16 protein-coding genes are annotated in these 15,162 nt (G+C 61.3%); 1 reads left to right on the top strand and 15 read right to left on the bottom strand.

Annotated features, from left to right (window positions below):
* Positions 1 to 3: 3 nt before the first annotated feature.
* The 15 genes from lpxA to B9N72_RS16500 form a co-directional block, all read right to left on the bottom strand.
* Positions 4 to 777, bottom strand: a complete 774-nt coding sequence (gene lpxA / locus B9N72_RS16570) for an acyl-ACP--UDP-N-acetylglucosamine O-acyltransferase (protein WP_085277396.1) — start codon at positions 775 to 777, stop codon at positions 4 to 6.
* Positions 778 to 779: 2 nt separating this feature from the next.
* On the bottom strand, positions 780 to 1,232 hold the full coding sequence (gene fabZ / locus B9N72_RS16565; RefSeq protein ID WP_085277395.1) for a 3-hydroxyacyl-ACP dehydratase FabZ: 453 nt from the start codon (positions 1,230 to 1,232) through the stop codon (positions 780 to 782).
* Positions 1,225 to 2,274, bottom strand: coding sequence for a UDP-3-O-(3-hydroxymyristoyl)glucosamine N-acyltransferase (gene lpxD, locus B9N72_RS16560; RefSeq protein ID WP_085277394.1), 1,050 nt, complete (start codon positions 2,272 to 2,274; stop codon positions 1,225 to 1,227). The genes fabZ and lpxD overlap by 8 nt, the downstream gene beginning before the upstream one ends.
* 48 nt (positions 2,275 to 2,322) lie before the next feature.
* The gene (locus B9N72_RS16555; protein WP_085277393.1) at positions 2,323 to 2,817 is read right to left on the bottom strand and encodes an OmpH/Skp family outer membrane protein; all 495 of its coding nucleotides are present in this window, start codon (positions 2,815 to 2,817) and stop codon (positions 2,323 to 2,325) included.
* A 13-nt stretch (positions 2,818 to 2,830) separates the two neighbouring features.
* Positions 2,831 to 5,119, bottom strand: a complete 2,289-nt coding sequence (gene bamA, locus B9N72_RS16550; protein ID WP_085277392.1) for an outer membrane protein assembly factor BamA — start codon at positions 5,117 to 5,119, stop codon at positions 2,831 to 2,833.
* 9 nt (positions 5,120 to 5,128) lie between these two features.
* The gene (gene rseP / locus B9N72_RS16545) at positions 5,129 to 6,457 is read right to left on the bottom strand and encodes an RIP metalloprotease RseP (RefSeq protein ID WP_085277391.1); all 1,329 of its coding nucleotides are present in this window, start codon (positions 6,455 to 6,457) and stop codon (positions 5,129 to 5,131) included.
* Entirely contained in the window at positions 6,454 to 7,632 is a 1,179-nt protein-coding gene (gene ispC / locus B9N72_RS16540) for a 1-deoxy-D-xylulose-5-phosphate reductoisomerase (RefSeq protein WP_085277390.1), read from the bottom strand. Before ispC ends, rseP begins: the two co-directional genes overlap by 4 nt.
* A 235-nt stretch (positions 7,633 to 7,867) precedes the next feature.
* Positions 7,868 to 8,674, bottom strand: a complete 807-nt coding sequence (locus B9N72_RS16535; protein ID WP_085277389.1) for a phosphatidate cytidylyltransferase — start codon at positions 8,672 to 8,674, stop codon at positions 7,868 to 7,870.
* Between the two features lie 4 nt (positions 8,675 to 8,678).
* Complete coding sequence (uppS, locus tag B9N72_RS16530) at positions 8,679 to 9,428, bottom strand: polyprenyl diphosphate synthase (RefSeq protein WP_085277388.1); 750 nt, start codon at positions 9,426 to 9,428, stop codon at positions 8,679 to 8,681.
* A 10-nt stretch (positions 9,429 to 9,438) separates the two neighbouring features.
* On the bottom strand, positions 9,439 to 9,996 hold the full coding sequence (gene frr, locus B9N72_RS16525) for a ribosome recycling factor (RefSeq protein WP_085277387.1): 558 nt from the start codon (positions 9,994 to 9,996) through the stop codon (positions 9,439 to 9,441).
* Between the two features lie 78 nt (positions 9,997 to 10,074).
* Positions 10,075 to 10,794: a UMP kinase gene (gene pyrH / locus B9N72_RS16520; protein ID WP_008953643.1), complete on the bottom strand. Its 720-nt coding sequence runs from the start codon at positions 10,792 to 10,794 to the stop codon at positions 10,075 to 10,077.
* A gap of 90 nt (positions 10,795 to 10,884) precedes the next feature.
* Complete coding sequence (gene tsf / locus B9N72_RS16515; RefSeq protein WP_085277386.1) at positions 10,885 to 11,754, bottom strand: translation elongation factor Ts; 870 nt, start codon at positions 11,752 to 11,754, stop codon at positions 10,885 to 10,887.
* Between the two features lie 85 nt (positions 11,755 to 11,839).
* Positions 11,840 to 12,568 carry a 30S ribosomal protein S2 gene (rpsB, locus tag B9N72_RS16510; protein WP_008953641.1) on the bottom strand — a complete coding sequence of 243 codons (729 nt, stop codon included), beginning with the start codon at positions 12,566 to 12,568 and terminating at the stop codon, positions 11,840 to 11,842.
* Between the two features lie 135 nt (positions 12,569 to 12,703).
* Positions 12,704 to 12,898 (bottom strand): hypothetical protein, encoded by a 195-nt coding sequence (locus tag B9N72_RS16505; RefSeq protein WP_085277385.1) that lies wholly within the window; start codon positions 12,896 to 12,898, stop codon positions 12,704 to 12,706.
* Positions 12,899 to 12,934: 36 nt separating this feature from the next.
* Complete coding sequence (locus tag B9N72_RS16500; protein WP_085277384.1) at positions 12,935 to 13,708, bottom strand: M90 family metallopeptidase; 774 nt, start codon at positions 13,706 to 13,708, stop codon at positions 12,935 to 12,937.
* A 254-nt stretch (positions 13,709 to 13,962) separates the two neighbouring features.
* On the opposite strand from B9N72_RS16500, the gene B9N72_RS16495 reads away from it, so the two are divergent.
* Positions 13,963 to 15,156 (top strand): cation:proton antiporter, encoded by a 1,194-nt coding sequence (locus tag B9N72_RS16495; protein WP_085277383.1) that lies wholly within the window; start codon positions 13,963 to 13,965, stop codon positions 15,154 to 15,156.
* The last annotated feature ends 6 nt before the right edge of the window (positions 15,157 to 15,162 follow it).

The raw sequence follows: 15,162 nt of genomic DNA, 5'->3' as shown, positions 1-15,162 counted from the left end.
GATTTAGCGAATGATGCCCCGCTCCGACAGGCCGAAGAAACGCACGAACGCCTCCAGCTCGGGGTGGCTGGCCGCTTCGGCGATAATGGCCTGCTTGGCCTCGTCGAGCGACAGGCCGTTGCGGTACAGCGTCTTGTAGGCCTGGCGGATGGAGCGGATCTGCTCCGGCGTGAAACCGCGGCGCTTCAGGCCCTCGGCGTTGATGCCGGAGGGTACGGCACGGTTGCCGTGCGCCATCACGTAGGGCGGCACGTCCTGCGCCACGGCGCTGGCAAACGCGGTCATGGCGTGCTCGCCGATGATGCCGAACTGGTGCACGCTGGTGAAACCGCCCAGGATCACCCAGTCACCGATATGCACGTGACCACCCAGCGTAGCATTGTTGGCAAAAATGGTATTGCTGCCGACTTGGCAGTCATGGCCCAGATGCACGTAGGCCATGATCCAGTTATTGTTGCCCAGGCGGGTGACGCCGACATCCTGCGCCGTACCGACGTTGAAGGTGCAGAATTCACGGATGGTGTTGTTGTCACCGATCTCGAGCCGGGTCGGCTCACCGGCGTACTTCTTGTCCTGGGGAATCGCGCCCAGCGAACAGAACTGGAAGATGCGGTTGTTCTTGCCGATCGAAGTATGGCCCTCGATCACCACGTGCGGCCCAACCCAGGTGCCGCTGTCGATGGACACGTTGGGACCGACGATGGAATAAGCGCCGATCTCGACATCCGGGGCGACCCGGGCGTTGGGATCGACGATCGCGGTGGGATGAATCGCCATGGTCACACCTCGCGCTTGGCGCACATGATCTCGGCCTCGCAGGCCACCTGACCGTCCACCAGGGCACGTGCCTTGTACTTCGCGATGCCACGCTTGGACGTGATTTCCTCCACTTCCATCACCAACTGATCGCCCGGCACCACCTGGCGCTTGAAGCGGGCGTTGTCGATGCCGACAAAGAAGTACAGCTCGTTCTCGGCGCGCTCGCCCTGGCTCTTGATCGACAGGATGCCGGCCGCCTGCGCCAGCGCCTCGATGATCAGCACGCCCGGCATCACCGGGTACTGCTCGAAGTGGCCGACGAAGAACGGCTCGTTGATGGTCACGTTCTTGAGTGCCTTGACGCGCTTGTTCGCCTCGAACTCGACCACTCGGTCCACCAGCAGGAACGGGTAGCGGTGCGGCAGGTATTTCATGATTTCACGTACGTCGACGTTCACGGCATGCTCAGTCATTATTCTGTTCCTTGCTGTCTTTCAGGGTCTTGATCTCGCGTTCGAGTTCTTTTACGCGTTTGACGAGATCGTCGAGATGTCTCAGGTGAACGGCGTTGGGCAGCCATTCCTTCATGGTGGAAAGCGGGTAGGACGAGGCGTAGTTATCCGGCTTCTTGATGCTCTTGGACACCAGCGTGCCACCGCCGATATGGGTGCGGTCGGTCACCTCGATGTGGCCGACGAACATCGCCGCGCCACCAACTGTGCAATAGGCCCCGATCTTGGTGCTGCCGGCGATGCCGACGCAGCCCGCAATCGCGGTGTGCTCGCCGATCTGCACGTTGTGCGCGATCTGCACCAGGTTGTCGATCTTGGCGCCCTTGCGGATGATGGTGTCGGCCATGGCACCGCGGTCGACCGTGGTGTTGGCGCCGACCTCGACGTCGTCCTCGATCACCACCCGGCCAGTTTGAGGAATCTTGAACCAGTGGTCGCGGGCCCAGGCCAGGCCGAAGCCATCCGCGCCGATCACCGTGCCGGAGTGGATGCCGACGCGCGAGCCGATCAGGCAACCGTGGTAAACCGTGACATTGGGGTGCAGCGTCACGTCATCGCCGATCACCACGCCGTCGCCGATTACCACGCCCGGCAGGATGCGGCAGCGCTGGCCGATGGTCACATCACGACCGATGCTGACGTTGGCGCCGATTTCGCTGGAGGAGTCGATGCGCCCCCCCTCACCGACCACCGCCGAGGCGTGGATGCCGGGACGGGCCGGCGGGGCAGGATGGAACAGCGTCGCCACCCGGGCAAAATAGAGATAAGGGTCGTCGGTCAGGATCAGCGGGCCGCCATAGCCGGTTTCTTCGGCCAACTTGGGCGACATGATGAGCGCGCTGGCAGCGGTCGTCTCGAGCTGGCGCCGGAACTTGGCGTTGGCGAGAAAACTGATTTCGCCCGTCTTGGCGTCTTCCAGCGGAGCCAGGCGTTCGACCAGGCAATCGTCACCACGCAGCTCGCCACCGAGCCGCGCCACGATTTCGGAAAGGGTGTATGCCATCAAAAACAAAGCCGACCCGGGGCCGGCTTCTCCGGAAAATAGAGGGAATTACTTGTCAAGTTCCTTGAGGACCTTGGCGGTGATGTCGTACTTGGGATTGACGTACACCGCGTCCTGCAGAATCAGGTCGAACTGCTCGCGCTCGGCGATCTGCTTGATGGTGCGGTTGGCGCGCTCCTGCACAGCAGCAAATTCCTCATTGCGCCGCAGGTTGAAGTCCTCCGCCAGCTCTCGCCCCTTGGCCCGGTAATCGCGGTCGAGTCCGGCCAGTTCGCGCTCGTACTTCTTGCGATCATCGATACCCAGGCCGCTCTTGCCAAGCAGCGTCTCCAGCTCCTTCGCCCGCGCCTCCATCTTTTTCAGCTCGGTGCGGCGGTCACTGAATTCCTTCTCGAGTTTCTTCATGACCTGCAAGGCCGGCGCCGCCTCACGATACACTCGCTCGGTATTGATGTAGCCCAGCTTGAACTCGGCGGCCGGCGCGGCGAACGAAGCGGCCGCAACGGCGCAGGCGGCAAGCAGGCGAACAGTTTTCATCTTCATGTGCGGACTCCGCTCAGAACACCGTCCCCAGCTGGAACTGGAAGGACTGCTTCTTGTCGCCCTCTTCCTTCTTCAGCGGCAAGGCGTAGCTGAATTTCATCGGCCCCATCGGCGACAGCCAGGTCAGCGCCGCGCCAGTCGAATAACGCAGCCCATCGCTCGGGGTAGAACCGGACACATTGCTGTCCCACAGGCTGCCGACGTCGAAGAACACGCTGGTGCGCACCGACTTGTTGTCGCGCATGCCCGGGAACGGGAACAGCAGCTCGACGTTGCCGACCACCTTGGTCGTGCCACCGAGGAAGTCGCCGTTGGTATCCTTGGGACCGATACTGCCGGTCTCGTAACCCCGTACCGAGCCCAGACCACCCATGTAGAAGTTCTGGAAGAACGGCAGGGTGGCGCTCTTGCCGTAACCGTCGGCATAACCCACTTCGCCATTCAGCATCAGGGTGAAGGTCTTCGACAGCGGGAAATACCAGGTCTGCTGATGGCTCAGGCGATAGTATTGCAAGTCGAGGCCCGGCAGACCGATATCGACCCCGGCGCGCAGCACCGCGCCACGTGTCGGCCACAAGGCACTGTCGCGGGTATCGCGCGACCAACTGATGGTGGACAACAAGGTGTTGGCGCTCTTGCCGTATTTGTCGACAAAGTCGAGGTAGCGCTGCGGGCTGTCACTAAAGGTAGTGATGGCGGTCTGCTCCACCCCCAGGCTCAGGTTGATGCGATCGAACTCGGTGATTGGCACGCCGAACTTGGCCGCGGCACCCGTGGTACGCGTCTTGTACTTGGAGACGTTGTCTTCCTGGGCGTCGTAGGTGCGCGAGTACAAGTTGTAGCCCAGGCTGACGCCGTCGACCGTGAAATACGGGTCGTTGAAGGCGATGCTGGCGCTCTTGTTGACCTTGCCGGTGGAAATACCGGCCGACAGCGACTTGCCGGAACCGAAGATATTGCTCTGCGACACGCTGCCGGAGAACACCAGGCCCTGGCCCTGCACAAAGCCGATACCGGCCGAGATGCTACCGGTCGGGCGCTCCTTCAGGTTGATGTTCATGTCGACCTGGTCCGGGGTATCGGCCACCGCCGGGGTTTCGACGTTGACATCCTCGAAGTAGCCGAGCAGCTCGACCCGCTCCTTGCTGCGCTTGATCTTGTCGGAGGCGTACGGCGCACCCTCGAGCTGACGCAGTTCGCGGCGCACCACCTCATCGCGCGTTTTGGTGTTGCCGGCGATATTCACGCGGCGAACGTAAGTCTTGCGACCCGGGTCGAGGAACAAGGTAAAGGCAACCTGACGCTTCTCGCGGTCGATCTCCGGCAGCGCATTGACGTTGGCGAAGGCGTAGCCATCGTTACCCAACCGGTCGCTGATGGCGGTCACCGAATCGTTGACCTTCTCGCGGCTGAACACATCGCCCGCCTTGAACTGCACCAGCTTGCGCAACTCGGCTTCCGGCACCTTCAGGTCGCCAGCCAGCTTCACATCGGAAATGGTATAGCGCTGACCTTCGTTAATATTGATGGTGAGGAACATGTCCTCCTTGTCGGCGCTGATCGACACCTGAGTCGAGTCGATATTGAACTCGAGATAGCCCTGGTTCTGGTAGAACGCCTTGAGCTTCTCCAAGTCGCCGGACAGTTTCTGCTTGGAGTACTGATTATCCTTGGTGATCCACGACAGCCAGTCACCGGTGGTCAGCGAGAACTGGCCCAGCAGTGTATCCTGATCGAACGCCTTGGCGCCGACGATACGAATTTCCTTGATCTTGGCTGTCACGCCCTCGACGATGTCCAGGGTGACGGCGACGCGGTTACGCTCCAGCTTGGTCACGCTGGGGGTGATTTCCACCGAGTACTTGCCGCGGCTGTAGTACTGACGCTTCAATTCCTGAACGGCACCGTCCAGCAAGCCTTGGTCGAACACGCGGGATTCGGCCAGACCGTTTTCCTTCAGCGCCTTCTTGAGCTGATCCTTGTCGAATTCCTTGGCGCCACTAATATTCAGTTGGGTGATGACGGGACGCTCGATGACGGAAACGATCAGAACATCGCCCTGCGCCTCCATCCGAACGTCATTGAAAAACCCGGTGGCAAACAATGCCTTGATCGCTTCTTTGGCCTTCTCGTCGGTAAAGGTATCGCCTACCTTGAGCGGCATGTAGTTGAATACCGTACCGGGTTCGGTGCGCTGCAAGCCCTCGACACGGATGTCCTTGACCACAAACGGCTCGGCCGCCATGGCAGCAGACATGGAAAACAGACCGGCAATCGCCGCTGCAACGAGTTTGATTCTCATCGGTTTGTTCTAACCCCCAAAAAGGCGGCTGATGTCGTTTAACAAGGCAAATGCCATCAACGAAGCCAGCAAGGCAAAACCTATTCTTTGCCCGAGTAACTGCGCCCGCTCACTGACCGGGCTCCCCTTAATCAACTCCGCCGTATAATACATTAAGTGTCCCCCATCCAGAATGGGGATGGGCAGCAGGTTTAATATGCCAATGCTGACACTGATCAGTGCCAGAAATTCGAGATAGGCGTCCAATCCTTGGCGTGCAGTCTGTCCGGCTACGCTGGCAATGGTGATCGGTCCACTCAGATTGTTCCACGAGGCCTGGCCGATCAGCATGCGCCCGAACATGCGCAGGCTCAGCACGCCGTTGGACCAGGTCTTCTGTACCGCCATCCACCCCGCTTCGGCGACGTCCGGATGCAGCTCGTAACGCAGCGTCGCAAGCCAGGCGGCATCCACCGCCGGGGCAGCCCCGATCCTGCCGACAAAGCCGGTGGGGGTTTCGACTGAATCCGGACGCAACATTACTTGCCGGCGCTCTTTGCCCCGCAGAAACGCCAGGGAAACCTCTTTGCCTGGGCTGTTGTGCACCATGCCCACCCACTCGGCCCAACCACGCAGGCTGCGGCCGTTGGCGCTCAGCAAGAGGTCGCCGGCACTCAGCCCGGCTCTTTGCGCCGCCCCACCCGGTTCAACAGCACCCAAAACCAGTGAATAGCGCACCGGCAATATGCCGATCTGGCCATTGCCGCCGGTTTCAGACCCGGCCTTCACCACACGGTTGAGGCGCTGCCCGGCGACGGTTTCCACTTGCACCGTCAAGGGCTCGCTGGCATCGCTGCTACGGTCGAGCAAGGCCAGGCTGATGTCATTCCATTGGGCGACAGGCGTACCGGCAATCGACAGAACCCGATCTCCTGGCTGGAACCCGGCGATGGCCGCAGGACTCTCCGGCACCACCGTACCCACCAAGGGCCGGTACAGGGTCAGGCCGTTGCCGATCACCACCCAGTAGAACAAGGTGGCGAGCAGCAGGTTCATCACGGGCCCCGCCGCCACGATCAGCATGCGCTTGCCGACTGGCTGCCGGCTGAAGGCTCGCGGCCGGTCTGCCGGAAGCACAATCCCCTCGCGCTCGTCCAGCATCTTCACGTAGCCCCCCAGAGGAATCGGACAGACGGCCCACTCCGTCTCCCCCCGCCTCACCGTGAAAAGCGGCTTGCCGAAGCCGATCGAGAAACGCAGCACCTTCACTCCGCAGCAACGAGCGGCGACATAGTGACCCAGTTCATGGAAAGTGACCAGAACACCGATAGCGAGGAGGAAGGCGAGAATGGAAATCATAGCGGCAACCGAGCCTCAAGGGAGGAGCGGACCTCACGATCCTTCTCCAGCAACGCGTCCAGTGTGGCACTGGCGGACAAGTCGAAGCGACCAAGGGCCTGCTCGACCAGTTCGGGAATGCCCATGAACCCTATCTGTCCGTTCAGAAAGGCCGCCACGGCAACTTCGTTGGCCGCATTCAGCACCGCCGGGGCATCGCCGCCGCTGCGCAGCGCCTCAAAGGCCAGCTTCAGACAGGGAAAGCGCTCCAGATCCGGCCGTTCGAATGTCAGATTGGACAAGGCAAAGAAGTCGAGTGAGGCCACACCGGCATCGATCCGCTCCGGCCACGCCATGGCGTAGGCAATCGGTGTGCGCATGTCGGGCGAACCCAGTTGGGCGACAACCGAACCGTCGCGGTACTGCACCATGGAATGGACGACACTCTGCGGGTGCACCACCACGTCGATGTTATCGGCAGGCGCATTGAACAACCAATGCGCCTCGATGACCTCCAGCCCCTTGTTCATCAACGAGGCGGAGTCGACAGAAATCTTCTGCCCCATCACCCAGTTCGGATGCTTGCACGCCTGGGCCGGGGTAACACCATGGAGCTCTGCGGACGACAACTGTCGGAACGGGCCACCCGAGGCGGTCAGAATGATCTTGCGCACCCCGGCCTGCTCCAACGAGCCGAGATAGCCATCGGGCAAGGACTGGAAGATGGCGTTGTGCTCGCTATCGACCGGCAGCAAGGTGGCACCTCCCTCGCGTACGGCGCTCATGAAAAGCTGCCCCGCCACCACCAGCGACTCCTTGTTGGCCAGCAAGATACGCTTGCCCGCACGGGCCGCTGCCAGCGCCGAAGGCAGGCCCGCCGCCCCGACGATGGCGGCCATCACCATGTCTGCCTCCGGCAAGGTGGCGACCATCTCGAGGGCATGGACACCGGTCAGGACCTCGACCGGCAGGCCGGCTTCATTCAGCCGCAAGCGCAGCGCGCTGGCAGCCTGCTCGTCGACCATGACAGCGAAGACGGGACGAAACTGCCGGCACTGATCGAACAGGCGATCTACCTGCCGGTGGGCCGCCAGCGCCACCACGCGGTAGCGCTCCGGGTGTCGGGCAACCACATCCAGCGTGTTCGTGCCGATGCTGCCGGTTGCCCCAAGTACTACGATTCCTTGAGGTTTCATCAGTTTGGCGATTTGAAGCCTGTTATGGACCTGCCCGTAAACCGTGCCAGCGTCCGGCACACTGGGTGCGAGGCGCGGGCGCGCAGGTCGATGTCATTCATTGACCAAGCGCCGTAACGCAACAAAACGGAGCACGGGACGCATGGCCCTTCGAGTTGGATCAAAAACACCGCAAGGTGGCATTTTTCCCGGCGTGCGGTACCCGCACAGCAGTGCGAATCACGCCAATAGCAGGCTACAGCCCACTCAGCGCACGCAAGGCATTGCTCACGGCAAGAACGGCGATAAGACTGTCGATACGATCATAAACCCCACCATGACCGGGAAGCAGTTGGCTACTGTCCTTGAGGCCCGCAGCACGCTTGAACCACGACTCCAGCAAGTCTCCGGCAATGCTGACAGCAGTCAGGGGAAGAGACAAGAGCAGCAGGCTCCATGGTGACAGACCCAGATGCAGCCAGCCCAGTTCATTCACCAGGAAAACATAAGCCGCCGTGGCCACCAGCGCGCCATAGACCCCTTCCCAGCTTTTACCGGGGCTGATCGACGGCGCCAGCTTGCGCCGGCCGAACGCCTTGCCGGAAAAATAGGCTGCGATGTCTGCCACCCAGACCAACCCCATGATGGCCAAGAGCTGCTGCGCCTGTGCCACATCGGGTTGCGGCCGCCATTCCAGCAGGGCAAACCAGGCCGGGAACATCAGCAGCCAACCCAACAGTCGGGCACCCCAGTCGTTTCGGACCACCCAACGCCGCGACAACCACAGCGGCACCACCGCCAGCCAGAAAGCCAGCGTCAGAAGGTGTAGCCACGGCATCGCGGCGACCCGGCCAAGCCAGGCCCCTGCCGCAAGCAGCGTCGAGACCGCCAGGTAAAACCATTGGCCGGTACCGGCCATGCCCACCATCCGGCTGTACTCCCACAACGCAAGGCCAACAACCAGCCACGAAAAAGCGGCCCATAACGGGGCCGAGAAGAAGAACAGTGCGGCCAGCATCAAGGGCAGCAGCACCAGTGCGGTCAGCACGCGTGTTTTCAGCATGGAATCAGTCCCGGCGCAGCGAGGCAGGCAGTTGTTCGCTGGTGCGGCCAAAACGGCGTTCGCGACACCGATAGGATTGCACCGCATCTCCCAGGGCCCGCTTGTCGAAATCGGGCCAGAGCAAGTCGGTGAAGTACAGTTCGCTGTAAGCCAGTTGCCAGAGCAGGAAGTTGCTGATGCGCTGCTCCCCGCCGGTGCGGATGAACAGATCGGGTTCCGGTGCATAGGCCATCGACAGCCGGCCGGCCAACGCCTCTTCGGTGATGGCGGTTGCGCCCTCTCCGATCATCTGGTTGACGGCCTGCAGCATGTCCCAGCGGCCACCGTAGTCGGCGGCGATGGTCAGCACCAACCCACCGTTGGCGGCGGTGCGCGCTTCGGCCGCGTCGATACGCTCCACGATGCGCGGAGCAAAACGGGAACGGTCGCCGATGACCTTGAGGCGGATATCGTTGGAGTGCAGCTTCTCCACCTCGTTCTCCAGCGCATTCAAGAAGAGGTCCATCAGGAAGGAGACCTCGTCCGGCGGACGGCGCCAGTTTTCGGTGGAAAAGGCAAACAGCGTCAGGTACTCGACGCCGAGTTCCTGGCAGCCCGCCACGACTTCCCTGACCGTGCTCAGGCCCTTTTTGTGACCCGCGACACGGGGCAGGAAGCGTTTCTTGGCCCAGCGCCCATTGCCATCCATGATGATGGCAATATGGCGTGGAACCGGACGGACTTCGGGGATGGAACTAGTGGAACTACCGAACAAGTCGTTCCCCTTATACCGCCATCAGATCGGTTTCTTTGGTGGCAAGAGCCTTGTCGATTTCGGCAATGTACTTGTCGGTCAGCTTCTGGATCTCGTCCTGGCCGCGGCGCTCGTCGTCCTCGGTGATGGACTTGTCCTTCAGCAGGTTCTTGAACTCGTTGTTGGCATCGCGACGGATGTTGCGCACGGCAACGCGGGCGCCTTCAGCCTCGCCTCGCACCAGCTTGATCAGATCCTTGCGGCGCTCTTCGGTCAGCATCGGCATCGGCACGCGGATGATCTCGCCCATCGAGGCCGGATTGAGGCCGAGGTCGGAGTCGCGGATCGCTTTTTCGATCTTGCCCAGCATGTTCTTTTCCCACGGCTGTACGCCGATGGTGCGCGCGTCGATCAGGGTGACGTTGGCCACCTGATTTACAGGCACGTCGCTGCCGTAGTAGTCCACCATGACATGATCCAGAATACCGGTATGCGCGCGGCCGGTACGAACCTTGCCCAGATCGGTCTTGAAGGCTTCCAGCGACTTTTGCATCTTCTGTTCGGCCGATTTCTTGACGTCGTTAATCATGTCAACTCCATGGAAACTTGGAAAAACAAGGCGGAAAGCGGCTATTGCCGTTTCCGCCCTTTTGCTATTCTGTAAGGCTCAGCAGTGTACCAGCGTGCCTTCGTCTTCGCCAAGCACTACCCGCTTGAGTGCGCCGGCCTTGAAGATGCTGAATACCTTGATATTGAGGTTCTGGTCGCGGCACAGTGCAAAGGCGGTGGCATCCATCACCTTGAGGTTGCGAGAGATCGCCTCGTCGAAGGTCAGCGTCTGGTAACGCTGGGCATCCGGGTTCTTCTTCGGGTCGTCGGTATACACGCCGTCCACCTTGGTGGCCTTGAGCATGATATCGACGTTCATCTCCATGCCGCGCAATGCCGCCGCCGTGTCGGTGGTGAAGAACGGATTGCCGGTGCCGGCTGCGAAGATAACGACCTTGCCCTCTTCCAGGTATTGCATGGCCTTGCCACGCACGTACGGTTCGGCGATTTGCTGCATGGTCAACGCCGATTGCACCCGGGCCACCAGACCCACCTTGGTCATGGCATCCTTGAGGGCCAGCGCATTCATCACGGTCGCCATCATGCCCATGTAGTCGGCCGTGGCACGATCCATGCCGGAGGCTGCCGGTGCCACGCCGCGGAAGATGTTTCCGCCGCCGATGACGATGCCTACCTCAATACCCAGATCAACCACTTCTTTGATCTGTCCCACGATTTGCTCGATCGTGGCGCGGTTGATCCCGTAGCTATCGTCACCCATCAGGGCTTCGCCCGACAGTTTGAGCAGAATACGTTTATAGGCAGGGGCTTGGCTCATAGTCACCTCGGTGGCAGTTTTTCAGTCAATCAATTTGCAAAACGGCACCCTGCAAGCAGGGTGCCGTTCAATCAGTCCAGATGTCCGGACTTACAGCTTGGCGGCGGCAGCCACTTCAGCGGCGTAGTCCACTACCTTCTTCTCGATGCCTTCGCCCACAACGAACATGGCAAAGGCTTTCACCGAGGCGGATTTCTCAGCCAGCAGCTTCTCGATGGTCTGGTCCGGGTTCTTCACGAACGGCTGGCCCAGCAGGGTTACTTCCGCCAGGAACTTGGTCACGCGGCCTTCCACCATCTTGGCCACGATGTCGGCCGGCTTGCCGGACTGAGCAGCCTGTTCGGTGTAGATGCGGCGTTCGGTTTCCAGGGTTTCGGCCGGAACCTGATCCTTGGACACGCAGATCGGCTTGGACGCGGCGATGTGCATGGCGATGTCCTTGCCCAGGGCCTCGTCGCCACCGTTGAAGTCAACGATGACACCGATCTTGGCGCCGTGCAGGTAGGTGGCGATCTTGCCTTCGGTTTCGTAGCGAACGAAACGACGAATGGTCATGTTCTCGCCCAGCTTGGCGATGGCAGCCTTGCGGATTTCTTCCACCGACTGACCGTCCACTTCAACGGCGCCCAGCGCTTCGACGTCGGCCGGGTTGGCGACAACGACAGCCTTGGCAGCGGCAGCAGCCAGCGCCAGGAAGGTCGGGTCTTTGGCAACGAAGTCGGTTTCGCAGTTCACTTCCACCAGGGCGCCAACGCCGCCTTCGATGAAGGAACCGATGATGCCTTCGGCAGCCAGGCGGCCGGCCATCTTGGAGGCCTTGTTGCCCGACTTGATGCGCAGGATTTCTTCGGCCTTGGCCAGATCGCCTTCAGCTTCAACCAGCGCCTTCTTGCACTCCATCATGCCAAGGCCGGTAGCAGCGCGCAGGTCCGAGACCATTTTTGCGGTAATTTCCGCCATGCTTGAAACTCCTTAACAGTATCTTTTTACGTAAAGCGGTGCGGGTTCAAAAAAAGGGGCTTACGCCCCTTTTTCAGGTCCGTGCTTACTCGGCTTGAGCCGGCTCAGCAGCAACGATTTCCTGCAGCGACTGTGCGCGGCCTTCCAGCACGGCGTCGGCGATGCCGCGGGCGTACAGGCGGATGGCGCGGTTGGAGTCGTCGTTACCCGGGATTACGTAATTGATGCCTTCCGGCGAGTTGTTGGTATCAACCACGCCGATCAGCGGGATGCCCAGCTTCTTGGCTTCAACAACGGTGCCCTTCTGGTAGCCGGTGTCGATAACGAAGATGGCGTCCGGCAGACCTTTCATGTCCTTGATACCGCCCAGCGAACGCTCCAGCTTCTCAACTTCGCGCTCGAGGTCCAGCAGCTCTTTCTTGTTGTAACCGGTGTCGCCGGAGCTTTCCAGGATGGCACGCTTTTCTTCAAGACGCTTGATGGACTGCTTAACGGTCTTGTAGTTGGTCAGCATGCCGCCGAGCCAGCGGTGATCGACGAACGGCATGCCACAACGGGCTGCTTCTTCACGAACAATCTCACGCGCCTGACGCTTGGTGCCCACAAACAGGACGGTACCCTTGTTGGCAGCCAGGCGACGTACGTATTCCTGAGCTTCAACGAACAGCGGAAGGGTCTTTTCCAGGTTGATGATGTGGATCTTGTTGCGGCTGCCGAAAATGTACTGAGCCATTTTCGGGTTCCAGAAACGGGTTTGGTGGCCGAAGTGAACGCCGGCTTCCAGCATCTGGCGCATGGTAACGTTGGTGGTCATGCAAAACTCCTAAAGGGTTAGGCCTCCATTCGCGCGCAGAATCCTGTTCGGACACCCTTTCGGCGCGAATGTGCGTAGTAAAAACCCTGCGAAATGCAGGGCGCGCAGAAGTATAGCACCGCGGACAGAGTCTGCTCAAGCAGCGGGCTCTTCGCCCTCGGCCTCGGCAAGCTCGACCTTCTTGCGCAAACGGCGCCGTACCAGCCGCGTAAACAATAGCCCGGGCAGCACCGCCAGAAACACGATGATGAAGGCCATGCGGATGGGGCTGTCCTGCACCACCGCCATCATCAGCACCACGTAGAGCCAGCCGATCAGAATGAGATACATGTGAAAGCAACCGCCCGGGTCAGGATGAACAGACGCTCATTCTAGCGTGGACAAGCGCGCCAGCGTATCTTGCCGGTAGAAAGCCACCAGCTGCCGGTAGACGGCCGGGTAGTCTTCGGCTAACCCCTGCGGGCATTCGAAGAACGTCTCGCTGAGCACCGCGAAGAATTCGGCCGGGCTTTCGGCCGCATAGGGATCAAGCCAGCCCTCCTCCGCCATTTCGCCTTCACGTTCCAATTGTTGCTGAAAATCGGCATAGGCGGCAGCCCAGGCCTGCGACCATTGCTCCCGATTCATACCCTTGTGCAGCGGCGGGAAACCGTTGGCGTCGCCGTTGAGCATATCGAGCTTGTGGGCGATTTCATGGATCACCACGTTCCAGCCATCACGACCGGTGGAGCGCTTCACATCCGGCCAGGACAAGACGACCGGGCCGTCCAGTCGCGCCTGGCCAATCAGCACGCTGTCCCCTTCATGGACCACGCCCCCTGGCGCCATCCAGTGGTCACGCACGACAAAAGCGGACGGGTACAGCACCACCTCTTCCCAACCGGCCAGCGCCTCCTTGCCAAGGTTCATCACCGGCAGCGCCATCTGCAGCAAGACCGACACCACCATCGACGGCTTCACCACCAAGCCGGCGGCTCCAGTGAAGGCTTTGTCGCGGGCAAAAACGGCTGCCAAGGCGACCAGCTGGGTGAGTTCGGCACGGCTCAACCCGGCCAGCAGCGGCATACGCTCAGCCCGCTGCCGGAGCTGGGCAAGCTCGGACTCGGCCGCAGCCCTTCGGCCAAAAAAACCAAAGACCATGAAACTCTCGCGTCATTCTCACGTCACTTCATGATGCTACACCTTTCTGCCACTCCCTCAAGTTGGCAAAGCCCCCACCCCGAGTGCGATGCAGAGCCAGGGGTGACAGGCTAGCATCAACAATGCTACGGCCGGCACGGCCCCACTCGCGTCGCCATGACACCGATTGGACAGCCCGCCACCGAAGCCGACCTGCACCAGCCTCAGGGCCCCCGCCGCCGAGCTTCGTATAAAAACACACCAAAGGAGGTTTCATGCACGACTTGCCCTGGCAATCGCTCGCCCTGAATCCGCTTGCCGCCTTCGGCATTCTGCTGGCGCTGGGAGTACTCGGCGGGCAGATTGCTGTCCGTGTAGCCAAACTCCCCGGCATCACCGGCTACATCCTGAGCGGCCTGATCATCGGCCCTTCGGGCCTCAAATTGCTGGACCAGCAGTTGATCGACGAGGCCGGCCTGTTCATCCAGCTGGCGCTGGGTCTGGCACTGTTCGACATGGGCCGGCGCGTCGACTTGCGCTGGCTGCGCCGTGAAAAAGCGCTGTTCGCCACCGCCTTGCTGAGCGGCGTCATCACCTTTCTCGGCCTGCTGGCCCTGCTCACGTTCTCGGGCTTCCCGATGGCTCCGGCCTCCTTGCTCGCCGCCATCGGCATCGCGACCTCGCCGGTGGTGCTGCTGGAACTGGTGCGGGAAAGCCGGGCCGAAGGCCAGGTAACCGAACGCCTGATGGCCAGCACCGGGCTCAACAACCTGTTGAGCCTGACGGTATTCACCCTTGCGCTGTCGTTTACCCATTTCAGCGCCGGCCATGGCGTGGAAGCGTTCATTCTGATGCCAGGCTGGCTTCTGCTGGGCTCGGTCCTGCTGGGCCTGGTGGCCGGCCTCCTGGCGATCCGGCTCAACGTCTGGCTGGGTGGAGGGAAGCGAGAGGCACAGACCGTGCTGATGTTTGGCCTGATCGCCCTGGTGGTGGGACTCTCCGCCATGCTCAAGCTGCTGCCGGCACTGGCCATCCTGGTCTTCGGCCTGGCCACGCGCAACCTGGAACGCGGTTATGCCGTGGCCGAACCCAGCCTGTCGAGCCGCTCCAGTTTCTTCTTTGTCGCCTTCTTCGTGGCCGCCGGGGCGCAGTTGATGCCACTTCCCCTGGCATCGCTATGGCCTCCCGCCATCGGCTTCGTGCTGGTACGCAGCCTGCTGGCCGCCGGCTCGTGGTGGGTCGCCGCCCGCAGTAACGGACTCCCCCCAAGGCATGGCGCATTGCTCGGCCTGGGCCTGCTACCGATGTCCGGCAGCGCCGTCATACTGATGACGATGGGCGCCCTGACCCTGTCGGCAGGGGCGGCCGAATTCAGCGGCTTTCTGCTCTCGGTGCTCTGCCTGACGGAGCTGCTGGGCCCCATCGTGACGCGCTTTGCCCTGCGCTGCGCGCAGGAAACCCGCGACTGAGAAAGG

Origin of the sequence: Pseudogulbenkiania subflava DSM 22618 (assembly GCF_900177275.1) — a bacterium.
Taxonomy (GTDB): domain Bacteria; phylum Pseudomonadota; class Gammaproteobacteria; order Burkholderiales; family Chromobacteriaceae; genus Pseudogulbenkiania; species Pseudogulbenkiania subflava.
Note: the sequence above shows the minus strand (reverse complement) of the source record. Positions and strands in the feature narration are given on the sequence as shown.

Excerpts from the sequence above, each read along its gene's own strand:
- lpxA (WP_085277396.1), bottom strand. The coding sequence starts at position 777 with ATGGCGATTCATCCCACCGCGATCGTCGATCCCAACGCCCGGGTCGCC.
- fabZ (WP_085277395.1), bottom strand. The coding sequence starts at position 1,232 with ATGACTGAGCATGCCGTGAACGTCGACGTACGTGAAATCATGAAATAC.
- lpxD (WP_085277394.1), bottom strand. The coding sequence starts at position 2,274 with ATGGCATACACCCTTTCCGAAATCGTGGCGCGGCTCGGTGGCGAGCTG.
- B9N72_RS16555 (WP_085277393.1), bottom strand. The coding sequence starts at position 2,817 with ATGAAGATGAAAACTGTTCGCCTGCTTGCCGCCTGCGCCGTTGCGGCC.
- bamA (WP_085277392.1), bottom strand. The coding sequence starts at position 5,119 with ATGAGAATCAAACTCGTTGCAGCGGCGATTGCCGGTCTGTTTTCCATG.
- rseP (WP_085277391.1), bottom strand. The coding sequence starts at position 6,457 with ATGATTTCCATTCTCGCCTTCCTCCTCGCTATCGGTGTTCTGGTCACT.
- ispC (WP_085277390.1), bottom strand. The coding sequence starts at position 7,632 with ATGAAACCTCAAGGAATCGTAGTACTTGGGGCAACCGGCAGCATCGGC.
- B9N72_RS16535 (WP_085277389.1), bottom strand. The coding sequence starts at position 8,674 with ATGCTGAAAACACGCGTGCTGACCGCACTGGTGCTGCTGCCCTTGATG.
- frr (WP_085277387.1), bottom strand. The coding sequence starts at position 9,996 with ATGATTAACGACGTCAAGAAATCGGCCGAACAGAAGATGCAAAAGTCG.
- pyrH (WP_008953643.1), bottom strand. The coding sequence starts at position 10,794 with ATGAGCCAAGCCCCTGCCTATAAACGTATTCTGCTCAAACTGTCGGGC.
- tsf (WP_085277386.1), bottom strand. The coding sequence starts at position 11,754 with ATGGCGGAAATTACCGCAAAAATGGTCTCGGACCTGCGCGCTGCTACC.
- rpsB (WP_008953641.1), bottom strand. The coding sequence starts at position 12,568 with ATGACCACCAACGTTACCATGCGCCAGATGCTGGAAGCCGGCGTTCAC.
- B9N72_RS16505 (WP_085277385.1), bottom strand. The coding sequence starts at position 12,898 with ATGTATCTCATTCTGATCGGCTGGCTCTACGTGGTGCTGATGATGGCG.
- B9N72_RS16500 (WP_085277384.1), bottom strand. The coding sequence starts at position 13,708 with ATGGTCTTTGGTTTTTTTGGCCGAAGGGCTGCGGCCGAGTCCGAGCTT.
- B9N72_RS16495 (WP_085277383.1), top strand. The coding sequence starts at position 13,963 with ATGCACGACTTGCCCTGGCAATCGCTCGCCCTGAATCCGCTTGCCGCC.